The following is a 21,354-nucleotide window of genomic DNA, read 5'->3' as shown; positions in this document are numbered from 1 at the left end:
CCCCATGCGCGCGCTTCCGCGCGGCATGGGGCACGTGCTGCGTTAGACCTGCGTACAGCAGATGTTCCGGCTACTTCTGGCTTCCTCCCGCCCGCACCGCGCCGCCGCCGGACGGCACCACCGTGATCGTGACCGCCGACGGATACTGCTTGTCGTGGTGCACCGCGTTCTGCGCGACGAGCCCTACCTTCTCGTCGTAGTTGTTGCCGCCCGTGTTCATGTTGCGATCGAACCGCGGGAAGTTGCTGCTCGAAATCTCCAGCCGCAGCCGATGCCCGGGCTTGAAGTAGTTGGAGAAATCGATCGGCTGAAACGTCACCTTGTACACCTTCCCCGGCTGCATCCAGACCTCGGGCTTGTCGTACCCATCCCGATAGCGCATGCGCTGGATGTTCTCGATCAGATTGAACGCGCGACCGTCGGGGTACACGTCGTCGACGCGCCAGGTGAAGTCCGTGTCCTTTCGGTTAGACGAGACGTAGAGCGTCACCGTGATCGGGCCGCTCATCTCCACGCCGTCCTTGAACGGCTCGGTCGTGTACACCAGCACGTCGTTCCGCGCTTCGACGGGCCGCTGGTCGAATGAGCCGAAGTGTACGGCGTTCCCTTCGCAGCATCCGCCGCCGCCATACGTCTGGACCGGATTCGCCGGGTCGTATGCGAAACCGTCGGGCCGGTCGGCGCCGGGCTGCGGCGTGTCGCCTAACGAACCGTCGCCGTAGAGCGTGTTGGCCTTCCCTTCACTGTGCAGGAAGAACGTCATCGGCTTGGCGCCCGGGGGCGGCCAGGTGGGTGACGACTTCCACTGGTTGAGCCCGATCACGTAGTACTGGACCTTGGGCTGCTTCTCGAGAATGCCGTTGTCCTCGCCCTTCATGAAGTGGTCGAACCACGCATACATGAGCGAGTCGTACGGAAACCGGGCATCGCCCACGTCGAGGTCGCCGATCATCGTCTGCGCCGTCGCACGCGTGTACGCGCAGTGCAGCACCGGCGCGATGATGGCGTACTGCTCGTTGGCCACGTCGCCCTGCGCGTGCTGCCGCACCCAGTTGTACGCGGCCAGGTTGGGCGAAACGGACACGTCGTACCAGCTCATGAACCAGAGTCCGGGCTTGTTGATCGACATACTGTCGTTCCACAGGCCGCCCTTGTACCACGCCGGATCGTTGGGCGCACGCGCGATCATGTCGCCGCCCGTGGCCACCGGCATCTTGGTGTCGAAGATGCCCGGCGGGCCGCCGATCGAGCTGATGATGCTGTCCTCGGGCAGGTGCCAGAGCTGCGCCGACCAATCGATGGGCGGCATCTGCGGCGCCAGATCGAACATCTTGCGCGCGAGCGTGATGTCGGCCTGCGACGTGTTGGGCGCAAGCATCGGGCGGACCTGATTCTGTTCGCCGTAGAGCCAGTCGATGAACAGCATCTGCACGGCGCCGCCGCGATACCAGTTGCCCTGCTCGTAGTACGGACCGACGCGGCCCACGCCGGCGCCGAAGCCCTGCACGTTGAACGTCGCGAGCCCCGGGTTGTCCTCGGTCACGACGCCCAGCTGCCATTCGGCGGTCGACGAGCAACCCGTTAGGCCAACCTTGCCGTTGGACCACGGCTGCGTGGCCATCCATTTGATGGCATCGTAGCCGTCCGTGCGCGGCGGACCCAGGATATCGTAGTTGCCCTCGGAGTAGAAGTGCCCGCGCTCGTTCATCTCGACGTACGCATAGCCGTGCCTGACGGCCTCGAGCTCGCGGCTCATGTCGCGCGGGGCGCCGTTCTTCACGTCCCACCAGTTGAAGTTGTAGGGCGTGCGGACAAACACGATCGGGACCTTGCCCGAGGCATTCTTGGGCCGGTAGACATCGGCCAGCATGCGCTTGCCGTCGCGCATCGTGACCATGACGCTGCGATCGATGACCGCCTCGGATTCGAGCTGCTGCTCGATGGCGTTCCGCTGGGCGACGAGGACGGCATGCGGATCCGGACCTTGCGCGGCAAGGCCCACGGGGACGGAGAGCACCAACGCCAGCGCGAGCCAGGCCGAGCCGCGGACGCCGGTGCCGCGTCCTGGAGTACGAACCATGTCACCTCTCCTGCATAGTTGTCGTGTTGCGAGGCTATGTGCGGGAACAGCGGGTGTCAAGCAATCTCCGCGAGGCGAACGGCCCGCTTCCCGCGGTGGACGCGAGACCGGCCAGGTGCGCAGCGGCTGCCTAACGCGACACCGGCGCGCGCACCCTTCACGGCGACGATGCGTCTCGGTGCGGATTGAGATCGCGCGACAGGATGAGCTTGAGCACCAGATGATCGGTGGCCGACGTGAGGCCGAAGCCGGCGCCGACCTCGATGTCCATCGGCTCGCCGTTGCGGTCCACCACCGCGTAGAGCTGATGCGCCTGCTGCCTCGACGGCAAGAACCCGCGTAATTCGCCGAAATCATCGTACTCCTCGGCGGCCAGCGCCCAGGTCTTCGAGACGTTGTACGCGAGGCGCGATGCGGGCGCGAAGTCGAGGCGCGAGAACGTCGTCCACGAGTTGTCCAGGATCGGATTGACGATCAGATCCACGGGACCCGACCGCCAACCGATGATCGGACGGATCTCGGAGCTGTACCGATGCGGATCCCAGTGACCGGCGTTCCAACTGAACTCGAAGTTGATCCCGTAAAAGAACGACCGCTCGGCTGCGTTAGGCAGGACGAAGAGAGTGCGCAGCTTGAACCCGTTGAACATCGGACTGCCGTCGCCGGTGATGCTGTAGAGCGGCAGGTAGAGGCCGGCCTCGAACCAGGGTGCGACGCCGTACGCCCATTCGGTGACGCCGTTGAAGGTGTGGTTAGGCGAGAACCCGCCCCCGAACGCAGGGTCGCGCAGGCCGTCGGGCGTGAAGTTGTTGTGCCACGTCAGATTGAAGACGCCGGGCGCGGCGATCTCGGCCGTGTAGACCTGGATCTCATCGGTCTGCGCCCCAACGCGAGGCGCGGCGAAAGCAACCGCCGCGCACATCATCAGGCTCAACCGTAGAGGGTACCGCGCGCCGGTCATCGCGTGCTCCGCTCGCTGTGCAGTCGACAACCCTACGGTTGGCGGCGCGCGAGCGTTGGGAAGATGTCCAGCACAAGGGCGCGCGCCGACACGCGCGCGCCCTCGAGGCGTGCTTCACCAGCGCGCCATGCGCGGCAGCACGGGCCTTATCGCAGATCGGCTTCCGGCGAGTACGGCGTGTCGCCCTCGTCGATGTCGCGACGCGATGGAGCGGCGGCGCGCGGCTCAATGTCGCGGGCTGCGGATGGCGTGACGTCGCGGTCCGACAAGCGCGCAGTCGACGTCGGCCGCGCTCCCGCGTCCGGATTGACGACGCTTTCGGCGATGGCCGTCAGCTTGCGATCCGTCTCGGCTTCCTCATCGAGAGTTTGCTGCAGCAGACGCGCATCCTCCATCCGATCGAGCGCCTCGGCATAGGTGCGCGCGCAGCCGTAGGCCGCGATCTCGTAATGCTCCACGCGTTGCGCATCGGCAATGAGTGCGGCGTCGAGCACGTCGGAATCGGCGCGCTCTTTCATCGTTTCCTTTCCTTCCTTCAGCAATCCCTTCATGCCCTGACACGTCTTGCCGTCGGGATCTTCGTTGAAGCGCCGCGCGATTTGCTCGAGGCGGCGCACATGTTCCCGCGTCTGATCGAGGTGGAGCTGGAAGCCAGCCTTGAGTTGAGCGTGCGACGCGGCCTCGACCATTTTGGGAAGTGCGTCGACGATCTGCGTTTCGGCACTGTAGAGGTCCCGGATCTGATCCAGGTACAGTTCGCCGAGGTCGTGAAGAGACATGGTGCCCTCCGATGCGTGGGGGGGTACGCGTGCGACGGAATGCGGGTGGCGCGCGAACGCCGGCGGGCGAGCTATTGGCGATATCGATCCGGACCCGCCGACTTCGCGCACGGGATCGCGTCGCATTCACCGTACCACACGCGGCGCTGCACGTCGGACATCGCTCAGGCGTGCCGCGGCCACGGTCCGGGGGCATTTCCGTTAGGCAGCGGCGGCGGTTTGGCTCCAGGGGGCGCCTGAGGCCGCTGGGGCGCGTCGATGCGCCGGGATCAGGGCCGACGCGCCGGTGCGCCGCGGCCCGTGGACTTGAGCTCGTCCGGCAGACTATTCCATTGCGCTGGTGTCAGGACCTTTTTGGCGGCGTCGAGTGCGTGCTGGCGCGCGTCACGCGCTTCGGCGAGACGCGGCCGGAGCGACAGCACCAGCGCGCGCGGGTCGGCGTTGCTGCCGGCATCATCGATCCGCTTCCGTATCGCCGCCTGGACGCTGTCGTTCTTCGCCTCGAGCGCCGCCGCGATCGGCGTGAGCTTCGCGACCTGGTCGGCGGTGAGGTGCAGCGAATCCTCGAGCGAGATGATGCCGGCCACCGGGTTGGTGAACCCGCGTCCCATGCGCGATGCGAAGTCCGACGCGGTGCCGGGCCCGGTCTGCGGCTGGTTGCCACCGCCGCGCCCGCCGCGCCCGCCGCCGAACGCTGCGCGCAGCCGGTCGCGCATGCGGTCCGGGCCTAACGCAAAGTGTCCCTGGAATCCGATCTGGAACGGCACGCGGAAGGCAGCGGCCGACGCCGCCGTGGAGCCGAAGCGCTCGTTGACCGAGTAGACGAAGCTGTTCGTCGACTGGTCGAACCCGCGCACGAAGAGGAGCGTCGGATCGGGCAGGCGGACCGCGCCCCATCCGTGCGCGCCGTTGGCGCCGTGCAGCAGCTCGTCGATGCCCGAGATCAGGTTCGTCGTCACGATCGAGAGCGTTAGGCGGCGATCGAGGCCGAGGATGTTGGGCCGGATGTTGAGCTGCAAGTCGAACGCCGGCTGCCACGGGCCCTGGCAGCTGTTGCGCGCGGCCACCGCGCCGAGTTGCTCGAGCAGGCAGTCGCGAACGGACGGCGAGGCAGAGGCCAGCACGCGCCGCATCGCGTTGGCGACCGCGGTGTCGGCCGTGGCGGCCGGATCGAAGATGAACGCGCGGTCGTTGCGCGCGCCGTCGCCGTTGATGTCGGACGCGACGAGCGGCGTGAACGGCGCGCCGGACGAGAGCCGCGCGATGCTCGTGATCTCGATGGCGGGATTGACGGGCACCGTGAACGTGCCGATGAACGAGTGCTCGCGCTGAAAGTTGCTGTTGGACCATTCCGGCCGATTCGGATTGCCGGCGGTGGTCGGTGAACCAAAGCCCGCGGTGGCCGAGCAGCAGGAGAACGACGATTGGTCGCGCGCTTTGGTGAACGTGTACGAAATCGAATACACCGCGCCGGCGTCCGTGAATCCGTTGAGGCCAAAGGTCACCTGCCCCGACTCGGAGGCGAGATTCGACTGCACCTGAATGACGTCCCCCAGCTCGGGATGGAGCCGCGAGGCGGCGCTGTTCACGACGCCGCTCACCGGGTCGATGTCGGCGGGCGACACGTACACCGGCCGGTTGCCCTCGTCGGCCAGGCGAAACTTTGGCAGCGTGTCGAGATTCAGATCGGAGAAGCCGTACTGGCTGACGCCGCGCGTCCAATTGGCATCGACATTGAGGCCGATCCGGTCGAAGACGCGGCGCTGCACGCCTAACGACGCGCGCCAGGCGCGCGGCGACGTGAAATTCGGGTCGAACACGACGACGTTGGGCTGCAGCTGATTGAACGTCGTGCCGGCGCCACCGACGCACTGGGTCGGAATCGTCGAGGGGTCGAGCGCGAACGATGTCCAGTCGGGGACCGGCACCTGCTCGCCGATGCACACGAGCTGGGATTCGGTGCCCGGGAGGCCGGTGGCGCCCTGCGCCGCGGCGAAGAGGCCGGTCGGCGTCGGGCTGCGGAATTCGCCGACGCCGCCGCGGATGATGGTCGAGGCGAAGCCTCCCGCGCCGCCTAACAGCGCCGTGAAGCCGAGTCGCGGGCTGACGCTCAACTCGGTGGGGAACCGGTCGGTGCGGCGGCCGAACAGCGAATCGACGAGGGGGTTGAATGCCGGGGCGCCGGACTCCGTGGCGCCTTCCATGCGCGCGCCGTACGTGAGCTGGAGCACGCGGCCAATGCGCCAGATGTCTCCCAGGTAGAACGCCGCGTTCTCGCTGGCGCCGGCCCGCACGTTAGGCGCAAGCGTGCGTGTGAATTCCGCCGGCTGGTTGTCGGCCAGCTGCTGCAGCGACGAATAGAAGTAGGTGCCGAACTCGTTGGTCGTGACATCCTGGTCGTAGCGCGTGCGGTCGTAGTAGAGTCCCGCCTTGATGCGGTGCGTGCCGCTCCCCGGGAGCCACGACAATTCTTCCGTGGACTCGAAGCTCGTGTTGTTCGTGCGCTGGGGCAGTCCAATGCTGCCGCCGAACGCGAGGGCCGAGATTCCGTTGAGACTGTCGGCCAGCTGCGAGGCGACCTGCACCCGGCCGTCCGGCAGGTCCATGAACGGATCGGCAGCGCGATGGTCGCGCGACCAGTATGCGCGCAGCTCGTTGATGAAGCTGCCGCCGAAGTACGACGTGAGCACGCCCATCACTCCGCCACCGGTTTCGTCCGACACACCGCCGGTTTGCGGCAGCGCGAACTGGCTCACGCGCGTGGGATTCTGCGTGATGTCGCGCCAGTCGCCGCGAATCATGAGCGTCTGGTTGTCCGAGATGAGCCAGTCGGCGCGCACCAGGCCTAACGTATTGCCGGCGCTGCGCGTGGGCGGGATGTCGGGGAGATCGGGCCGAACGCCCGCCGCGCCGACGAGCGAGAGGAAGCGGTCGAGCGAATCGGCGTTCACGCCTAACCGCTGCAGCACGGCGGGGTTCACGTTGAGCAGCGACGCCAGCGAGTTGTCGCGCCACCGGCCCTGCACCGCGCCGAACACGAACAGCTTGTCCTTCACGATCGGGCCGCCGAAGCCGCCGCCGAGCTGGTTCTGCGTGTAGGCGGCCGAGAGCGATGAATCACCCGCGCCCCACGCGAGGGCCTGATCGCGCAGGGTGTAGGTGAAGGAGCCCTCGGGGACGTTGGTCCCACCGCGCGTCGTGGACGCTACGAGGCCGCCGCTAAACTCTCCGCGCGCAACATTGTAGGTGCTGGTTATGACCTGCGTCGAGCGGACGGCATCCTGCGGCACGGCGCCATTGCCCGAACCAAAGCTGAGGCCGTCGAGCGTCAGGGAGTTTGCCGTTGGGCGAAGACCGGCAACGGAGAACGCTGCATCGGTGGAGTCCGTGCCATCGAGACCGACGACGCCGGGCGCGAGCGTCGCCAGCGCGTTGAGGTCGCTTGCGTCCACCGGCAGACGTGCGGCCATTTCGGACGTGATGTCGCGTTCGGTGGATCCCGGCGTGCGCTGGTTTCCGCGGCGATTGTTGCGCCGGGCGTTCACTGTGACGGTGGCCAGACGCTGGGCCGTCGGCGACATGTGGATGTCGCTCACCAGTCGATCTTCGTCTGCCTGGCGCGCGACCGAAACGACCGACGGCGCCATGCCAATGAAGCGGACCGTGACGCGATACTGGCCGCCGCCATCCGGGAAGACGATCGTGTATCGTCCCTTGTCGTTGGTGTGCGCGTGCCGCGAGATCTCCGTTTCCAACGACATCGCCTCGACATCGGCGCCCTCGATCGGGTGCCCGAGGGGATCGGTGACCATTCCCGTTAGGATGTCGGTGGTCGTTCCGACCTGTGCGGCGGCGGACACGTGGACGGACATCCCGGCGGCGGCAAGGGCAAGCGCCGCCGACGCCAGGCGAATCAAGCGCTTGGTGCACCCAGGGTGGAGGATCATTACGATGGGTCAGCTATCCAGTTGGGGGGCGGCGTCGAACGTCCCGTGAGCGACATCTAGTACCCGGGTCGATCCGGCGATGTTGGGTGGGAGCTGGCCAAACGTGGACCGAGCGGGTCGACAAACTGCCGGCAAACGAATGACAATGCGGCGATGTTCTGCTAGCGTTCAGCGCTCTCTTTCCTCACGCGTTCTCGGATGTCATGGCCGGTCGACTGAGCAAGAACCGATGGCTGCACGGTGCCCTGACGTTGGGCATGGTGGCGCTCGTCGTGTATTACGCGCGAACGGTCCATTGGGATGCATCGTGGCGCGCGATCCGCTCGGCGTCGCCGTGGCTGCTGTTCCTGGCTGCGCTTGCGAACCTCGCCACGGTGGCTGCCAAAGCAGTGGTGTGGTGGATATTCCTGAGGCCGGTGGGCGCGCCGTCGTTGGGCCTGGCGATGCGTGCGACGGCGGCAGGCGCGGGGATCAACAATCTGCTCATTGCGAACAGCGGCGAAGCGGCGCGCGCGGTGCTGGTGACGCGCAGCTCGGCGGCGTCGGGGACGGGCGTGGTGGCGGCGCTGGCGCTCGAACGGCTTTTCGATTTCATCGGCTACGTGCTCGTGCTCATCGGCGCGGCGTTTCTGCTGCCGCTGCCGGAGAGCGTTGCGCGGTGGCGACCCGAAGCCGTCGGGGTGCTCGGCGCGATCGTCGTCGTGCTGATTGCGTTGCTTGCGCACGCGCCGCATCCGCCTCCGGCGGGTCAAGAAATCACGGGGACGGTCGCGCGGATGCGTGCGGGCTTCGAGCGATTCATCGAGCGTCTTGCGCACATCGTCACGCTGCGGCGCATGGGGGCGGCGCTCGTGCTCACGTTGGTGAACTGGGGGACGCAGATCGCGTCATATCATCTGACGGCGGTTGCGGCGCACTTTCCCATTTCGATTGCCGGGAGCATCACCGCGATGCTGTTGGTGAACGTCGGATTTCTGGCGCGTGCGACGCCAGGCAACGTCGGCTTCTTTCAATTCGTGTATGCGGCCACTGCCCAGGCGATGGGGCTGTCCAAGGATGCCGCTGTGGGCGTCGCGTTGCTGTTGCAAGTCGTGCAGAACGGTCCGGTGACTGTGTTAGGCGCGGCGTTGGCGCCGGATCTGGTGCTCTCGGCGCGGAAGCGAAAGGCGGCCGGTGCGGGGGCGCCGGCGGACGGCGCCGAAGGGAGCGCGACGTAGTGGTCGCGATGCAAGAACGGCGCGCCCCGAAGGACGCGCCGTTCCCGCATCACCAGTTTTCGTTTTGCTATGTCAGCTCACTGCATGGTGGACGCGGTGGTCGCGGTCGAGTCGCCCTTGCTCTCGATGACGAACACGACGCGGCGATTCTTCTCCGCTCCCGGTGCATCCTTTTCGGCGCCCGGCACCACGAGGCGCGTCTTGCCGTAGCCGACCGTGTTGACCTGGTCCGTCAGTCCCTGCGACGCCAGATACGCCTTGACCGCCTCAGCGCGACGCTCGGAGAGCTTCACGTTGTAGCGCTGCGAGCCGGCCGGATCGGCAAAGCCTTCGACCGTGATGGTCGAGCCGGGATAATACTTCTGCGCGATCTTCGCGAAGCGATCGAGCGCGTCGTGATCTTCGTCACGAACGGTGGCGTCGTCGAAGGCGAAGTGCACAGGCAGTGCGAACTGGAGCCCGCTCTCGAGCGCGGTGATCTTCGCGCCGAATTCGGTGCGAAGGCTGTCGAGATCCTTGCGCAACGAGGCCACGTCATTGGAGAGTGAGCTGTCGGCGGCCATGCGCGCCGTGCGCTCATTCGAGACCGACGAGTCAGTGTACGCCTTCTGCGCCGCGAGGCCTGACGCCAGATTCTGTCTGACGAAGCCCTTGGAGGCACAGGCAGCCATCACTGGTGCGACAAGCGCAACTACCGCGATGGTCTTGAGCTGGTGTTTCATGGGTTGCTCCGGGTTGTTCCACTCGAGTGAGGTCTACTGGGACACGTTGCGATCATGCTAAAAATGTGCCCCGCAAAACGCGTGTGACGTGAGTCACTCAGGCGAAAAAAACTCGCTCCGTAGGGCGACATTGCTGCATCCAGCATGAGAATCCTTCAATTCGGACTCTTCCGCAACCATTCACCGCCGTCGACCACCATGATGGCGCCGGTGATCCAGTCGCCGGCCGGCGATGCAAGAAAGGCGACCATGTTCGCGATGTCGCGCGGTGAACCCATGCGCGCGAGAGGAATCGCTCGTCGCGCGTAGTCGTCCATGGCGCGCTCGGCGGAAAACACGTCCTGTGGTTGGCCGGGCAGCGCCGCGAACGCTTTTTTCACGCCCTCGGTAGGGATCGGTCCAGGCGCGACGGCATTCACACGAATGCCGTGGCGAGCCCATTCGAGCGCCAGCGTGCGGGTGAGTGCGTCGATCCCGGCTTTTGCCGCCGTCGCGTGCGCCATGAGCGGCCATCCGCGGTAGTGCAGCGTCATGGAGATGTTGACGATGCGCCCGCCGCCCCGATCGCGCATTACCGGCATCACTGCTTGCGAGCAGAAGAACGTGCCGGAGAGGTCGATTTCGAGCACCGAGCGCCAGGCGTTGGCGCTCATCGATTCCGACGGGACGTAGAAATTTCCCGCCGCGTTGTTGACGAGCACATCGATTCGGCCGTGCGCGTCGGCGACCGAGCGAACGGCGGCTTTGACGCCATCGGCATCGCGGACATCGAGGACCAACGACGCTGCCTTCCGCCCAACGGAGCGCAGCTGTTCGACGGCGGGATCGAGATGCGCCTGGTTGCGGCTGGCGAGCACGACCGTCGCGCCGAGCTCGGCGAGCAGTTGGGCAACGCCGAATCCGATGCCGGTGCCGCCACCCGTGACGAGCGCGATTTGGCCGTCGAAGAGCCCGGGTCGGAAGACCGGAACCGGCGGCTGCGGTGTCGTCACAGGGTGGGTTGCTCGGGCGGCAGGGTTTGAAACGTGTCGGCGATGAGCGTGGCAACGCTGTCCGGGACGTTTGCATCATCGAGCGACAGCTCGAGCTGCGGGGGCCCGTAGAGCGCGGTGTCGACGAACGCTTTGCGGTGGTGCCGGCTGGAGCCGGTGTCGCGGAGCGCTTGAATGTGGATGGGCGTGGCGTACCCGCAGTTCCGTTCCCAGCTATAGGCGGGGTGGCGCTTTGCGAGGTACGTCATCAAGCGGTCGCGGGTCACCTTGGCGATGATCGACGCGCACGCGATGCTGTAGCACTTATCGTCGCCGTCGACGATGGCGGTGTGCTCGATGCCTAACGATCGAATCGGGCGGCCGTCGACGAGGATGCGGTCGGGCGCGGCGCGGAGGCGGCGGAGGGCGCGGCGCATGGCGAGCGCGGACGCGTGGTAGATGTTGAAGCGCTCGATCTCGAGCACCGACGCGGCGCCTAACGCAAACGACACGGCGCGCTCGGCGATGCGGGCGGCGAGGATGCGGCGTCGGGCCGCGGGGAGCATCTTGGAGTCGTCGACGCCGGGCAGCGCGCGCGCCTCGGGCGGCATGATGACGGCACAGGCGACCACGGGGCCGGCGAGGCAGCCGCGCCCGACTTCATCGACGCCGGCAATCAACGACGCGCCTTGGCGGCGCAGGTCCCGTTCGATGGTGGTCCAGCGTAGGCGGTGTACGCCGGCGCGCCGAGGCGAGTCCGCGCCGCGCCGTCCGCCCATGGGTGTTACTCCTCGGCGGCTTGCCCGAGGTGCGTCTTCCGCTCGCGGATGCGGCCTTGCTTGCCGCTTGCGTTGCGCAGGTAGTAAAGCTTGGCGCGACGCACGCGTCCACGGCGGACGACGGTGACGGTGCCGATCATCGGGCTGTGCACGGGGAAGATGCGCTCGACGCCGACGCCGTTGGAGACCTTGCGCATGACGAACGTTTCGCTGACGCCGCTCCCGCGGCGGGCAATGCAGATGCCTTCAAAGGCCTGCAGCCGTTCCTTGTCGCCTTCTTTCACGCGAACAGCAACGCGCAGCGTATCCCCAGGACGAAACGGGGGGATGTCGGAGCGCATGAATTCTTTTTGGGTTTCGATGAACGCGTGCATATATCGCTCGGGGCTGGGGTCGTGCCCGGGGGTCGCTTCTACAGACTGATGAACTTAACCGATGCCCGAGTTCGACGCTAGCGCGACCAGCACCGACGGCTGCTCCGCCGGCATTTCCCGGAAGCGTGGCCGGGAGGAAAAATCGAACGAACTTATAAACGAACAATAGAAGGTGGATCGTGAGGCAGGCCGGTCGGGCAAAGTGCTACGCTCATGAAGACGCGGACCAAGCAGGACGCAACGGATACGACACGAGCAACACCAAGGCGTTGATTTTTTGTCAGTGCTTTGTCCGTTGTGTCCTGCTGTGTCCGCGTCTTCATGCACGTAGATGCAAGCCATGAAGGAGCGGCATCCCATCGATGCTGCGTCGACCACGGCCGGAACGGGAAAGAGGCGTCCCTTGGGACGCCTCTTTCGATCCGGGCTCCACCGCCGGCGGCTACCGTTAGGCTTTAACCGTGACCGACCGGGTCGTGGTGCCTTTGTGGCCCAGCTTGTCTACGATGGTGAGCTGCACAGTGTAGGTGCCGGACTTCGAGTACTCGTGTTGCAGTTTGAGACCCGAGCCGGTGCGGCCGTCGCCGAACGCCCAGCTGTACGACGACACGCCGTCCGGAACGCTCGAATCGATGCCGTTGAAGGCGCAATACACCGTGCTGCACGAGACGTCGATCACGGGCTTCACATAGGTCGACGACGTCGTCGTGGGCGACGACTGGGCGGTGGCGCCGACCGTAATGCTCTTCGTGATGGTCGTCTTGTTGCCGCTCTTGTCGTCGATCAAGAGCTTCACCGAATAGGTGCCCGCCTTCGCGTAGGGGTGCGTGATCGTCGGGCTCGTCGACCCGGCGGCCTTGCCGTCGCCGAACCACCAGTTGTACGACGACGCTCCGTTAGGCAGGCTCGACGCGCTCGCGTCGAAGCCGCAGCTGTTGGTGGTGCCGCACGTCGCCGAGAATGCCGCGGTGAAGGACGAGCTCGGCGCCGGCGCGGCGGTGGGCGAGGACGTGCCGCCGACGAACGCGCTGTAGGCGAGCAAGTTAGGCGAGCCGCTCAGGTTGAGGATGTGTCCCGACGTCGCGTTGGCCAGAATCGCCTGCTTCACCTGCGCCGGCGTCGCCGTGGGGTGCGCGCCCAGGTACAACGCCGCGATTCCCGCCACGTGCGGCGACGCCATCGACGTGCCCGACCACGTTACCGTCGCGATGTCGCTCAAATAGTCATCGGACGTGATGTTGACACCGGGCGCGAACAGGGACACACACGACCCGTAGTCCGAATACGCCCACCTGTGATCCGTATTGTCGGACGCCGCGACATCGATCGCGGTGGGCAGGTTCGCCGGATAGATCTGGCAGGCATTCTCGGTGTAGTTGCCGGCAGCGACGACGTACGTGACGCCGGATTCAATTGACTTGGCCACGGCCGAGTCGAGCGCGGGTGCCAGAGTGGCGCCGAGGCTCATGTTGGCGACGGCCGGGCTCCTGTGGTGCGCCGTCACCCAATCGATGCCGGCAATGATGTTGGAGAGCGGCGCGCTCCCATCACACTGCAGCACGCGAACCGACCAGAGGGTGACATCCTTGGCCACGCCGTACTTGATGCCGCCGACCGTGCCCGAGACGTGCGTGCCGTGACCAAAGCAATCGGAGCCGTTGCCGCCGAACGCGTCGTAGGCGAAATGCGCGCGGCCGCCCAAATCCGTGTGCGAGTAGCGAATGCCGGTGTCGAGGATGTACGCGTTCACGCCTGCACCGGTGCTGCCGTACGAATACGTATTGCTCAACGGGAGCGAGCGCTGGTCGAGGCGATCGAGTCCCCAATCGGGACTGGACTCGGTGCCAAACGCGTGCACGATGATGTCCGGCTCGACGATGGCGACATCGGGATCCGAGCGCAGTGCAGCGACCTGGCCCGAGTCGAGCTTGGCCGCGAAGCCGTTGAGCGCCGCAGTGTATGTGTGCTCGACGCTTATGCGACCGCTCGTGATCATGCGGCTCGCAGCCGTCGGTGTGCGAGTGACATTGTCGCGGTAGACGACGATGTAGTGATCGGCGCGGACGTCCGGCTGCGTCGAAGGCGCCTTGGCGAGGGGGGATGCGGGGGATGCTTCCGGGCCCGTGGCGTCGCTGCATGCAGCAAGCGACATGGCCACCAGGGCGCCGGCGAGGAGACGTTTCATCGTGGGACTCCCGTATTGGGTTGTCCGCGCGACGGCTCGACTGGCATGGCGGAGCGTCAGCTCGCTTTAGCCTCGTAGCTTTGCGTCACCGCCTTTCGGCGGCTTTGCCCTCGTTACTACGCCGGTGAGGCGTTAGCAACCGTGCGAGTTGTGATGAATGAATGCGAGCGTGCGGTGCGAACCGAAGACGTTCGAGGTCATCCAGCGGCAACGTCCAAAGAAGCGACGTGGGCACACAAGGTATGAGCGCGAGTGAGCCCGCGTTAGATCACACACAAAATGAAACGCTGCTTGACTGTGTGGTCAGTCAAGCAGCGCCGCATCGCAGGGGATTTTGTTCACTCTGCGATTAAAATCGTCTTCACATTCACGAATTCTCGAATGCCGTCGCGCGATAACTCGCGCCCGTAGCCGGAACGTTTTACGCCACCGAACGGCAGCCGCGGGTCCGAAACGACCTGAGCATTCACGAACACTGCTCCACTTTGCACGTCGCGCACGAATGCATCGCGCTCGGCGGAGTCGCGTGTCCAGACGGATGCGCCGAGTCCGAAGGTGGTGTCGTTGGCGAGCGTGATCGCGTCGCGCGCGCTCTCGACGCGAAAGAGCGACGCGACGGGGCCGAACACCTCTTCGCGATACGCAGGCGCGTCGCGCGGAATGTCGGCCAGCACGGTGGGCGCATAGTAATTGCCGGGCCCATCAATGCGTTTGCCGCCCATGACTAGGCGTGCGCCGGCGGCGACGCTCCGGTCCACTTGCATCGCGACATCGTCGCGGATTTTCGGCGTCGCGAGCGGACCGACGTCGGTTTTGGGATCCATCGGGTCGCCGATCACGAGCGCTTGCATCCCGGCGACGAAGCGGTGCTCGAATTCGGCGGCGATGTCCCGATGCACGATGAAGCGCTTGGCCGCGATGCAGGATTCGCCGTTGTTCACCATGCGCGCCTTGACGGCGACTTTCGCTGCTTTGTCGAGATCGGCCGACGGCATCACGATGAAGGGATCGCTGCCGCCCAATTCGAGCACCGTCTTCTTGATCATCTTTCCGGCGACGCTGGCGACTTCACTGCCCGCCTGCTCGCTGCCGGTGAGCGTGACGGCGGCGATGCGCGGATCACGGATGACATCGCCGACGCGCGAGGACGCGATGAGCAGCGTTTGGAATTCGTCGCAGTCGAAGCCGGCGCGGCGCAGCACGTCTGCGATGGCGAGCGCGCAGCGCGGCACGTTGGAGGCATGTTTGAGCACCGCGACATTGCCGGCCATGAGCGCCGGCGCGGCAAAGCGGAACACCTGCCAGAACGGAAAATTCCACGGCATGACCGCGAGCACGGCGCCTAACGGTTGACAGGCGATGTAGCTGCGTGACGCCTCGGTTTTCACGTCTTCGTCGGCGAGCAGCGCCTGGGCGTGCTCGGCATAGTGGCGGCAGACCCACGCGCACTTGGCGGCTTCCTCGGCCGCGCTGCGCAGCGGTTTGCCCATCTCGAGCGTCATGACGGCGCCGAGGTCATTCTTTTCGCTCTCGAGGATTTCGGCAGCGCGCGTCATGCGGCGCGCTCGTTCGGCGAAGCTGGTCAGGCGGTGGTGCTCGAAGGCTCGTGCGGCACGCTCGAGACAGGCATCGAGCTCGGCGTCGGTGAGCTCGTCGAACTCGTCGAGCGTTTGTCCGGTGGCAGGGTTGATCGATTTCATGGTGGGCGCGTGGTGGTGCGTCGAAAGGTCGCGAGCGGGTCTCACGGCTGCGGCGGATCATCCGCATGAGGCGTTCCGGCGGTCTCGCTGCCGGCGAGTCGGTCGCGCGTCAAGCGTTCGCTTGCGTGGCGGCGCCACGCTTCAATGCGCTTATGGTCGCCGGACATGAGGACGTCGGGCACGGCGAAGCCGCGAAAGATGGCGGGTCGCGTGTAACTTGGCGCGCTCAAGCCACCGGTCCAGTGGGAGTCGGTGCGTGCGCTGTCCATGTCCGACATCGCGCCTTCGAGGAGTCGGACGGTTGCATCGACGATGACGAGGGCGGCGGGCTCACCGCCGCTCAGGACGTAGTCGCCGATGGAGATTTCTTCGGTGGCGAGATGGTCGGCGACGCGTTGGTCGACGTCCTTGTAGTGGCCGCAGAGGATCGTGAGGGTGTCGCCGGCGGCGTAGCGTACGGCATCGGCGTGCGTGAAGGCGCGGCCGCGGGCGGAGACGAGGACGACGGGTCCGGTGGCGTCGAGCGATTCGACGGCCTCGAAGAACGGCTCCGGTTTCATGACCATGCCGGGTCCGCCGCCGAAGGGGTAGTCGTCGACGGTGCGGTGGCGATCGTGGGTGAAGTCGCGGAGGTCGATGAGGCGGTAGGCGGCGGCACCGGCGGCGGCGGCGCGGGCGGGGATGCTCAGGCCTAACGGTGCGGCGAAGAACTCCGGAAAGATGGTGACGATGTTGACCTGGAGCGTCATTCGAACAATCCGGTGGGCGGGACGGCGACGATGCGGCGCGCGGCGCGGTCGACGTGGCGGACGAACTCGGCGTGGAACGGCAGCAGCGCGCTCCGCGCGCCGTCGGTGATCTCGAGGGCCAGGCCCTGGGGCAGCTCGAGGACGCCGGCCACGGTGCCTAACGACTCGCCGGACGGCAGCTCGACGCGCATGCCGGGCAGCTCGTGGACGTAGACCTGGCCGGCGCCGGGCGGCTCGAGGTCGCGGGCGTCGGCGAGCAGGTAGCGGTCGCGCCAGCGCTCGGCTTCGCTGCGGTCGGCGATGCCGTCGAACTGGACGATGAGGGATCCGTCCGGCTGGGGGCGCACGGTGTGGACGGTGAGGGTGCGGCCGGCGGGGTCGGGATCTCCGTTAGGCGTGCCGACGACGAGCCGACGGCCGGCCGCGAACACCGCGTCCGGCGCGTCGGTCATGGGCTCGACGACCAGGGCCCCGCGAATGCCGTGTGCCTTGCGCAGCCGCCCGACCACGAGGAGCTCGGGAGCGGGCGCGCCCACGTCACTCCGTCTCGGGCACCGGCACGGCGCTGCCCTGGCGCCGGGCAGCGACACGTTTTTCGTGGCGCGCCTTGAGCAGGCCGGCCTTGCGCAGCAGCGAGCGCACGGTGTCGCTGGGCAGGGCGCCTACGCCTAACCAGTAGTCGGCACGCTCGGTCTGCAGCTGCAGCGGCGACTCGCTCTGGCGCGGGTTGTAGCTGCCGATCATCTCGATGAAGCGGCCGTCGCGCGGGCTGCGCGAGTCGGTGACGACGATCCGGTACACGGGTTGTTTTTTCCGCCCAACGCGGCGGAGGCGAATCCTGACGGCCATGGTGCCTGCTCCTTCGAGACTTGGGTGATCACTCCACCGGGCTCATCGCGTGTCCGGCAGATCCGGACCGCACCCGGGGCCTAACGCCTAACGACCGAACGCCATGCCTGGCGGCCGGCCTTCCTTCTGCATCCGCTTCATCGCCTTCTGCATGTCGCGGAACTGGTCCAGCAAGCGGTTCACTTCGCTGATCGGCCGGCCGGCGCCCTTGGCGATGCGCGCGCGCCGCGAGCCGTTGATGATCCCGGGTGTCTTGCGCTCGGCTTTCGTCATCGAGAGCACGATCGCTTCGGCGTGCTTGAGCCGCTTGGGATCGAGCTTTGCCTGCTTGAGCATTTTCGCGTTGACCCCCGGCAGCAGCTTGAGCAGCCCTTCCAGAGGTCCGAGACGCTGAATCTGCTTCATGCTGGCGAGAAAGTCCTCGAGATCGAAGCCTTCCCGGCGCACTTTCTTCTCGAGGCGCTTCGCTTCTTCGGCATCGAAGGACTCCTGCGCCTTCTCGACGAAGGTAACGATGTCGCCCATCTGGAGGATGCGCCCGGCCATGCGGTCGGGGTAGAAGTCCTCGAGCGCGTCCGTTTTTTCGCCGAGCCCGATGAATTTGATGGGCTTCTTGATGACGCCGAAGATGGACAGTGCCGCGCCGCCGCGCGCGTCGCCGTCCATCTTCGTGAGCACGACGCCGGTGATACCGAGCGTGTCATTGAACCCTTTGGCGATGCGGACGGCGTCCTGACCTGTCATGCCGTCGGCGACGAGGAGAATCTCATCCGGGTGCAGCGCATCTTTGAGGCGCGACAGCTCGCGCATCATGTCGTCGTCGATCTGCAGGCGGCCGGCGGTGTCGATGATGACCACGCGTTCGCGCGCGCGGCGGGCGTCGTCGACGCCTTTCTTGGCGATCTTGACGACGTCGTTGGTCGAGCGGTCGACGGTGACAGGCGCACCGATCTGCGCGGCCAGGGTCTCGAGCTGGTCGATGGCGGCCGGCCGATAAACGTCGGCGGCGACCAACCGGGTTGGGCGGCCTTCGCCGGCGAGGCGGCGGGCGAGCTTGGCGGCGGTGGTCGTTTTTCCGGAGCCTTGCAGCCCGACCATGAGCACGACGGTGGGCGGCACGGTGCTCATGCGGAGGCCTTCGCGCTGTTCGCCCAACATTGCGGTCAGCTCGTCGTGGACGATCTTGACGAGTTGCTGTCCGGGCGAGACAGTGCGGAGGGCAGAGACGCCGACGGCTTTCTGCTCGACGCGCTCGAGGAATTCGCGGGTGAGTTGGAAGTTGACGTCGGCTTCGAGGAGGACGCGGCGGATCTCGCGCAGACCTTCCTTGATGTCGGCTTCCGACAGGACGCCGCGGCCGCGCAGGCGCGTGAACACGGCGTCCAGCTTGTCACTTAGCTCGTCAAACATAGCCGTGAAAGATAGATCGACGTATCATTGAGTTCAACGACGCCGCGATGATCGAGGCCCTGGATCGTGCCCCACCGCGGCGCCGGCCGGATCCCGGCAAGCACTCGTCGTTTTCTTCGCCGTTTCCCCCTCACTCCACCGAAATGGCTCGCGCACAGCGTAAGGAAGAGATTCTTCGCTCGGAGCTCCCGCCGACGTTGCCGCTCATGGCGCTTCGGTCGACGATCGTCTATCCGCTGGGCACCATCGCCGTGCAGATGGGCGCGCCGGAGAACCTGTCCATCATCCGGTCCAACGATGAGCCCGGACTCATCGTGGGACTGCTCGTGGCGACGGGCGATCACGACGAACCGATCAACGCCGACGCATTCGTCGGCCGGGTGGGCGTCGCGGCGCGCGTGCACGAGCGCATCAATCTGCCCGGCGACACGATTCAAATCACCCTTCAGGGACTCCGGCGCATCGTGGTCGAGTCGGTGGTGTCGCGCGAGCCGTATCCGGTGGCCGTGATCAAGCCGGCCAAGGAAACGCCGCTGGATCCGATCGAGGGCGAGGAGCTGATGGCGCGCCTCGTGGCCGCGGCCGAGACGCTGGCCGAGCTGGTGGATCGCATCCCGGACGAGGTGCCGGCGATTCTCAAGATGAACATGTCCGACCCGGGGCGGTTCGCCGACCTCGCAGCGACGAACATGAATCTGCGCATCTCGGAGAAGGACGAGGTGTTGCAGCGGCTGGACATCGGCGACCGCATCCGGTTCGTGTTAGGCCGTCTCGAGCGCGAAGTCGCCCGGGCGCGCGTGATGGAGGACATCAAGCGGCAGACCGAGGTGAAGATCGAGCAGCACCAGCGCGAGTTCTACCTGCGCCAGCAGCTGCGCGCGATCCAGGCGGAGTTGGGCGAAGCCGACCCGGGCGAGAAAGATGCGATCGACATCCTCAAGAAAATCGAAGACGCCCAACTTCCCGAGAAGGCGGCGCACGAGGCGCGGCGCGAGACCGAGCGCCTGCGCATGTTGTCGCCGGCATCGAGCGAGTATCAGGTGATCCGGACGTACCTCGACTGGCTGCTCTCGCTGCCGTGGACCGTGACGTCGGGCGCCGACACGATCACCCTGCAGAAGGTGCAGGAGGCACTGGATGCCAAGCACTACGGGTTGAGCGAAGCCAAGGAGCGCATCCGCGAATACCTCGCCGTGCGGCAGCTGCGGGGCGGCGATCCGCACGGTCCGATTCTCTGCTTCGTCGGGCCGCCGGGTACGGGCAAGACGTCGTTAGGCGAAGCGATCGCGTCATCCATCGGCCGCGCCTTCTACCGGATTTCGGTGGGCGGTGTGCGCGACGAAGCGGAGATTCGCGGACACCGGCGCACGTACGTGGGCGCGATGCCCGGCCTGCTGATCCAGGCGCTGCGCCGCGTGGCCGTGCGCGACCCCGTCCTCATGATCGACGAGATCGACAAGATGACGTCGGGCGGCATGGCCGGCGATCCGACGGCGGCGATGCTCGAGGTACTGGATCCGTCGCAGAATCACGGGTTCGTAGACCATTACGTCAACCTGCCGTTCGATCTTTCCTCCGTGTTGTTCATCTGCACGGCGAACAACCTGTTCGACATTCCGGCGCCGCTGCGCGACCGCATGGAGGTCATCCGGATCGCGGGCTACACGATCGAGGAGAAGGTCGAGATCGCGTGGCGCTATCTGCTGCCGAAGCTGTTCGAGGAGCACGGCATCAGCGACAAGGAGCTGCAGTTCACCGACGAAGTGCTGGGGTTCATCTCGAGCGGCTACTCGCGCGAGGCGGGGCTGCGCGGCTTCTCGCGCAACATCTCGGCGATCATGCGCAAGCGCGCCTTACGGAAGGCCGAGGGCGAGGAAGGCGCGTGGGTGGTGGACACGGGGAAGGTCGAGGAGCTGTTGGGCGTGCCGCGGTACGCGCGCGAAGAGGCGGAGAAGGAGCCGGAAGTGGGCACGGTGACGGGTCTCGCATGGACGGCCACCGGCGGCGATCTCATGACCATCGAGGCGCTCAAGATGCCGGGCACGGGCCGGTTGATCGTGACCGGCCAGTTAGGCGACGTGATGCGCGAGTCCGTGGACGCGGCGTATTCGTACGTGCGGTCGCGCGCCAAGCAGCTCGACATCGATGAGAAGATGTTCCGCGAATTCGATCTGCACATCCATCTGCCCGCCGGCGCGGTGCCCAAAGACGGGCCGAGCGCGGGCATCACGGTGACGCTGGCCATCGCGAGCGCGCTGTCGGACCGTCCTGTGCGGCGCGACCTGGCGATGACCGGCGAGGTGACGCTCCGCGGCAAGGTGCTCGAGATCGGCGGCGTGAAGGAAAAAATGATGGCCGCCTATCGTGCGGGCCTGCGCGAAGTGATCCTGCCGAAACTGAACGAGAAGGACCTGCGGGATGTCCCGAACGAGATGCGCACGAACATGGCGTTCACGTTCGTCTCGACCATGGATGAGGTGTTCCGGCTGGCGCTGCTCGAGCCCGCCTCGGCGCAGCCGGCGGATCAGCCGGCGGCTCAGCCGGTGGCGGCGTCATCGGAGCGCGAAGCGGCTGAGCGGACGGTGGCGGTCGAGCGGCCGGCGGTGGGCGCGGCGCGCGCCTAACGGACAG

The 21,354-nt window shown here is 66.3% G+C and carries 16 protein-coding genes and 1 riboswitch; of the genes, 2 read left to right on the top strand and 14 right to left on the bottom strand.

All coding sequences use genetic code 11. The features are described 5' to 3' along the window. Positions 1 to 70: 70 nt before the first annotated feature. The 4 genes from VFW04_07480 to VFW04_07465 form a co-directional block, all read right to left on the bottom strand. Positions 71 to 2,080 carry a CocE/NonD family hydrolase gene (locus VFW04_07480; GenBank protein ID HEX5179154.1) on the bottom strand — a complete coding sequence of 670 codons (2,010 nt, stop codon included), beginning with the start codon at positions 2,078 to 2,080 and terminating at the stop codon, positions 71 to 73. A 157-nt stretch (positions 2,081 to 2,237) separates the two neighbouring features. After that, complete coding sequence (locus VFW04_07475) at positions 2,238 to 3,005, bottom strand: hypothetical protein (protein HEX5179153.1); 768 nt, start codon at positions 3,003 to 3,005, stop codon at positions 2,238 to 2,240. A 182-nt stretch (positions 3,006 to 3,187) separates the two neighbouring features. Beyond that, complete coding sequence (locus VFW04_07470) at positions 3,188 to 3,820, bottom strand: ferritin-like domain-containing protein (protein ID HEX5179152.1); 633 nt, start codon at positions 3,818 to 3,820, stop codon at positions 3,188 to 3,190. A gap of 269 nt (positions 3,821 to 4,089) precedes the next feature. Next, positions 4,090 to 7,767: a carboxypeptidase regulatory-like domain-containing protein gene (locus VFW04_07465; protein ID HEX5179151.1), complete on the bottom strand. Its 3,678-nt coding sequence runs from the start codon at positions 7,765 to 7,767 to the stop codon at positions 4,090 to 4,092. 203 nt (positions 7,768 to 7,970) lie between these two features. On the opposite strand from VFW04_07465, the gene VFW04_07460 reads away from it, so the two are divergent. Continuing rightward, complete coding sequence (locus VFW04_07460; GenBank protein HEX5179150.1) at positions 7,971 to 8,984, top strand: lysylphosphatidylglycerol synthase transmembrane domain-containing protein; 1,014 nt, start codon at positions 7,971 to 7,973, stop codon at positions 8,982 to 8,984. Positions 8,985 to 9,061: 77 nt separating this feature from the next. On the opposite strand, the gene VFW04_07455 is transcribed toward VFW04_07460, so the two are convergent. From VFW04_07455 to ffh, 10 genes are all read right to left on the bottom strand, one after another. Beyond that, positions 9,062 to 9,706: an OmpA family protein gene (locus VFW04_07455; GenBank protein HEX5179149.1), complete on the bottom strand. Its 645-nt coding sequence runs from the start codon at positions 9,704 to 9,706 to the stop codon at positions 9,062 to 9,064. Positions 9,707 to 9,861: 155 nt separating this feature from the next. Further along, complete coding sequence (locus tag VFW04_07450) at positions 9,862 to 10,698, bottom strand: SDR family oxidoreductase (GenBank protein ID HEX5179148.1); 837 nt, start codon at positions 10,696 to 10,698, stop codon at positions 9,862 to 9,864. Beyond that, positions 10,695 to 11,456 carry a ribonuclease HII gene (locus VFW04_07445; protein HEX5179147.1) on the bottom strand — a complete coding sequence of 254 codons (762 nt, stop codon included), beginning with the start codon at positions 11,454 to 11,456 and terminating at the stop codon, positions 10,695 to 10,697. Before VFW04_07445 ends, VFW04_07450 begins: the two co-directional genes overlap by 4 nt. Positions 11,457 to 11,461: 5 nt before the next feature. Further along, entirely contained in the window at positions 11,462 to 11,830 is a 369-nt protein-coding gene (gene rplS / locus VFW04_07440) for a 50S ribosomal protein L19 (GenBank protein HEX5179146.1), read from the bottom strand. Between the two features lie 448 nt (positions 11,831 to 12,278). Then, positions 12,279 to 14,015, bottom strand: a complete 1,737-nt coding sequence (locus VFW04_07435) for a S8 family serine peptidase (GenBank protein ID HEX5179145.1) — start codon at positions 14,013 to 14,015, stop codon at positions 12,279 to 12,281. A 27-nt stretch (positions 14,016 to 14,042) separates the two neighbouring features. Further along, positions 14,043 to 14,134, bottom strand: a riboswitch (cyclic di-GMP riboswitch). 219 nt (positions 14,135 to 14,353) lie between these two features. Further along, entirely contained in the window at positions 14,354 to 15,715 is a 1,362-nt protein-coding gene (locus VFW04_07430; GenBank protein ID HEX5179144.1) for an NAD-dependent succinate-semialdehyde dehydrogenase, read from the bottom strand. 41 nt (positions 15,716 to 15,756) lie between these two features. Then, positions 15,757 to 16,464: a tRNA (guanosine(37)-N1)-methyltransferase TrmD gene (gene trmD / locus VFW04_07425; protein HEX5179143.1), complete on the bottom strand. Its 708-nt coding sequence runs from the start codon at positions 16,462 to 16,464 to the stop codon at positions 15,757 to 15,759. After that, entirely contained in the window at positions 16,461 to 17,000 is a 540-nt protein-coding gene (gene rimM / locus VFW04_07420; protein ID HEX5179142.1) for a ribosome maturation factor RimM, read from the bottom strand. The genes trmD and rimM overlap by 4 nt, the downstream gene beginning before the upstream one ends. Position 17,001: 1 nt before the next feature. After that, positions 17,002 to 17,313 carry a 30S ribosomal protein S16 gene (gene rpsP / locus VFW04_07415; GenBank protein ID HEX5179141.1) on the bottom strand — a complete coding sequence of 104 codons (312 nt, stop codon included), beginning with the start codon at positions 17,311 to 17,313 and terminating at the stop codon, positions 17,002 to 17,004. 87 nt (positions 17,314 to 17,400) lie between these two features. Beyond that, complete coding sequence (gene ffh, locus VFW04_07410) at positions 17,401 to 18,723, bottom strand: signal recognition particle protein (GenBank protein ID HEX5179140.1); 1,323 nt, start codon at positions 18,721 to 18,723, stop codon at positions 17,401 to 17,403. 143 nt (positions 18,724 to 18,866) lie between these two features. Between ffh and lon the strand changes: the two genes are divergently transcribed. Continuing rightward, positions 18,867 to 21,347, top strand: coding sequence for an endopeptidase La (gene lon, locus VFW04_07405; GenBank protein HEX5179139.1), 2,481 nt, complete (start codon positions 18,867 to 18,869; stop codon positions 21,345 to 21,347). Positions 21,348 to 21,354 lie beyond the last annotated feature (7 nt).

The organism is Gemmatimonadaceae bacterium (assembly GCA_036273715.1).
In the GTDB taxonomy this organism is placed as follows: domain Bacteria; phylum Gemmatimonadota; class Gemmatimonadetes; order Gemmatimonadales; family Gemmatimonadaceae; genus JADGGM01.
The sequence above is the reverse complement of the archived record's forward strand: the minus strand, read 5'-3'. Positions and strand labels throughout refer to the sequence as shown.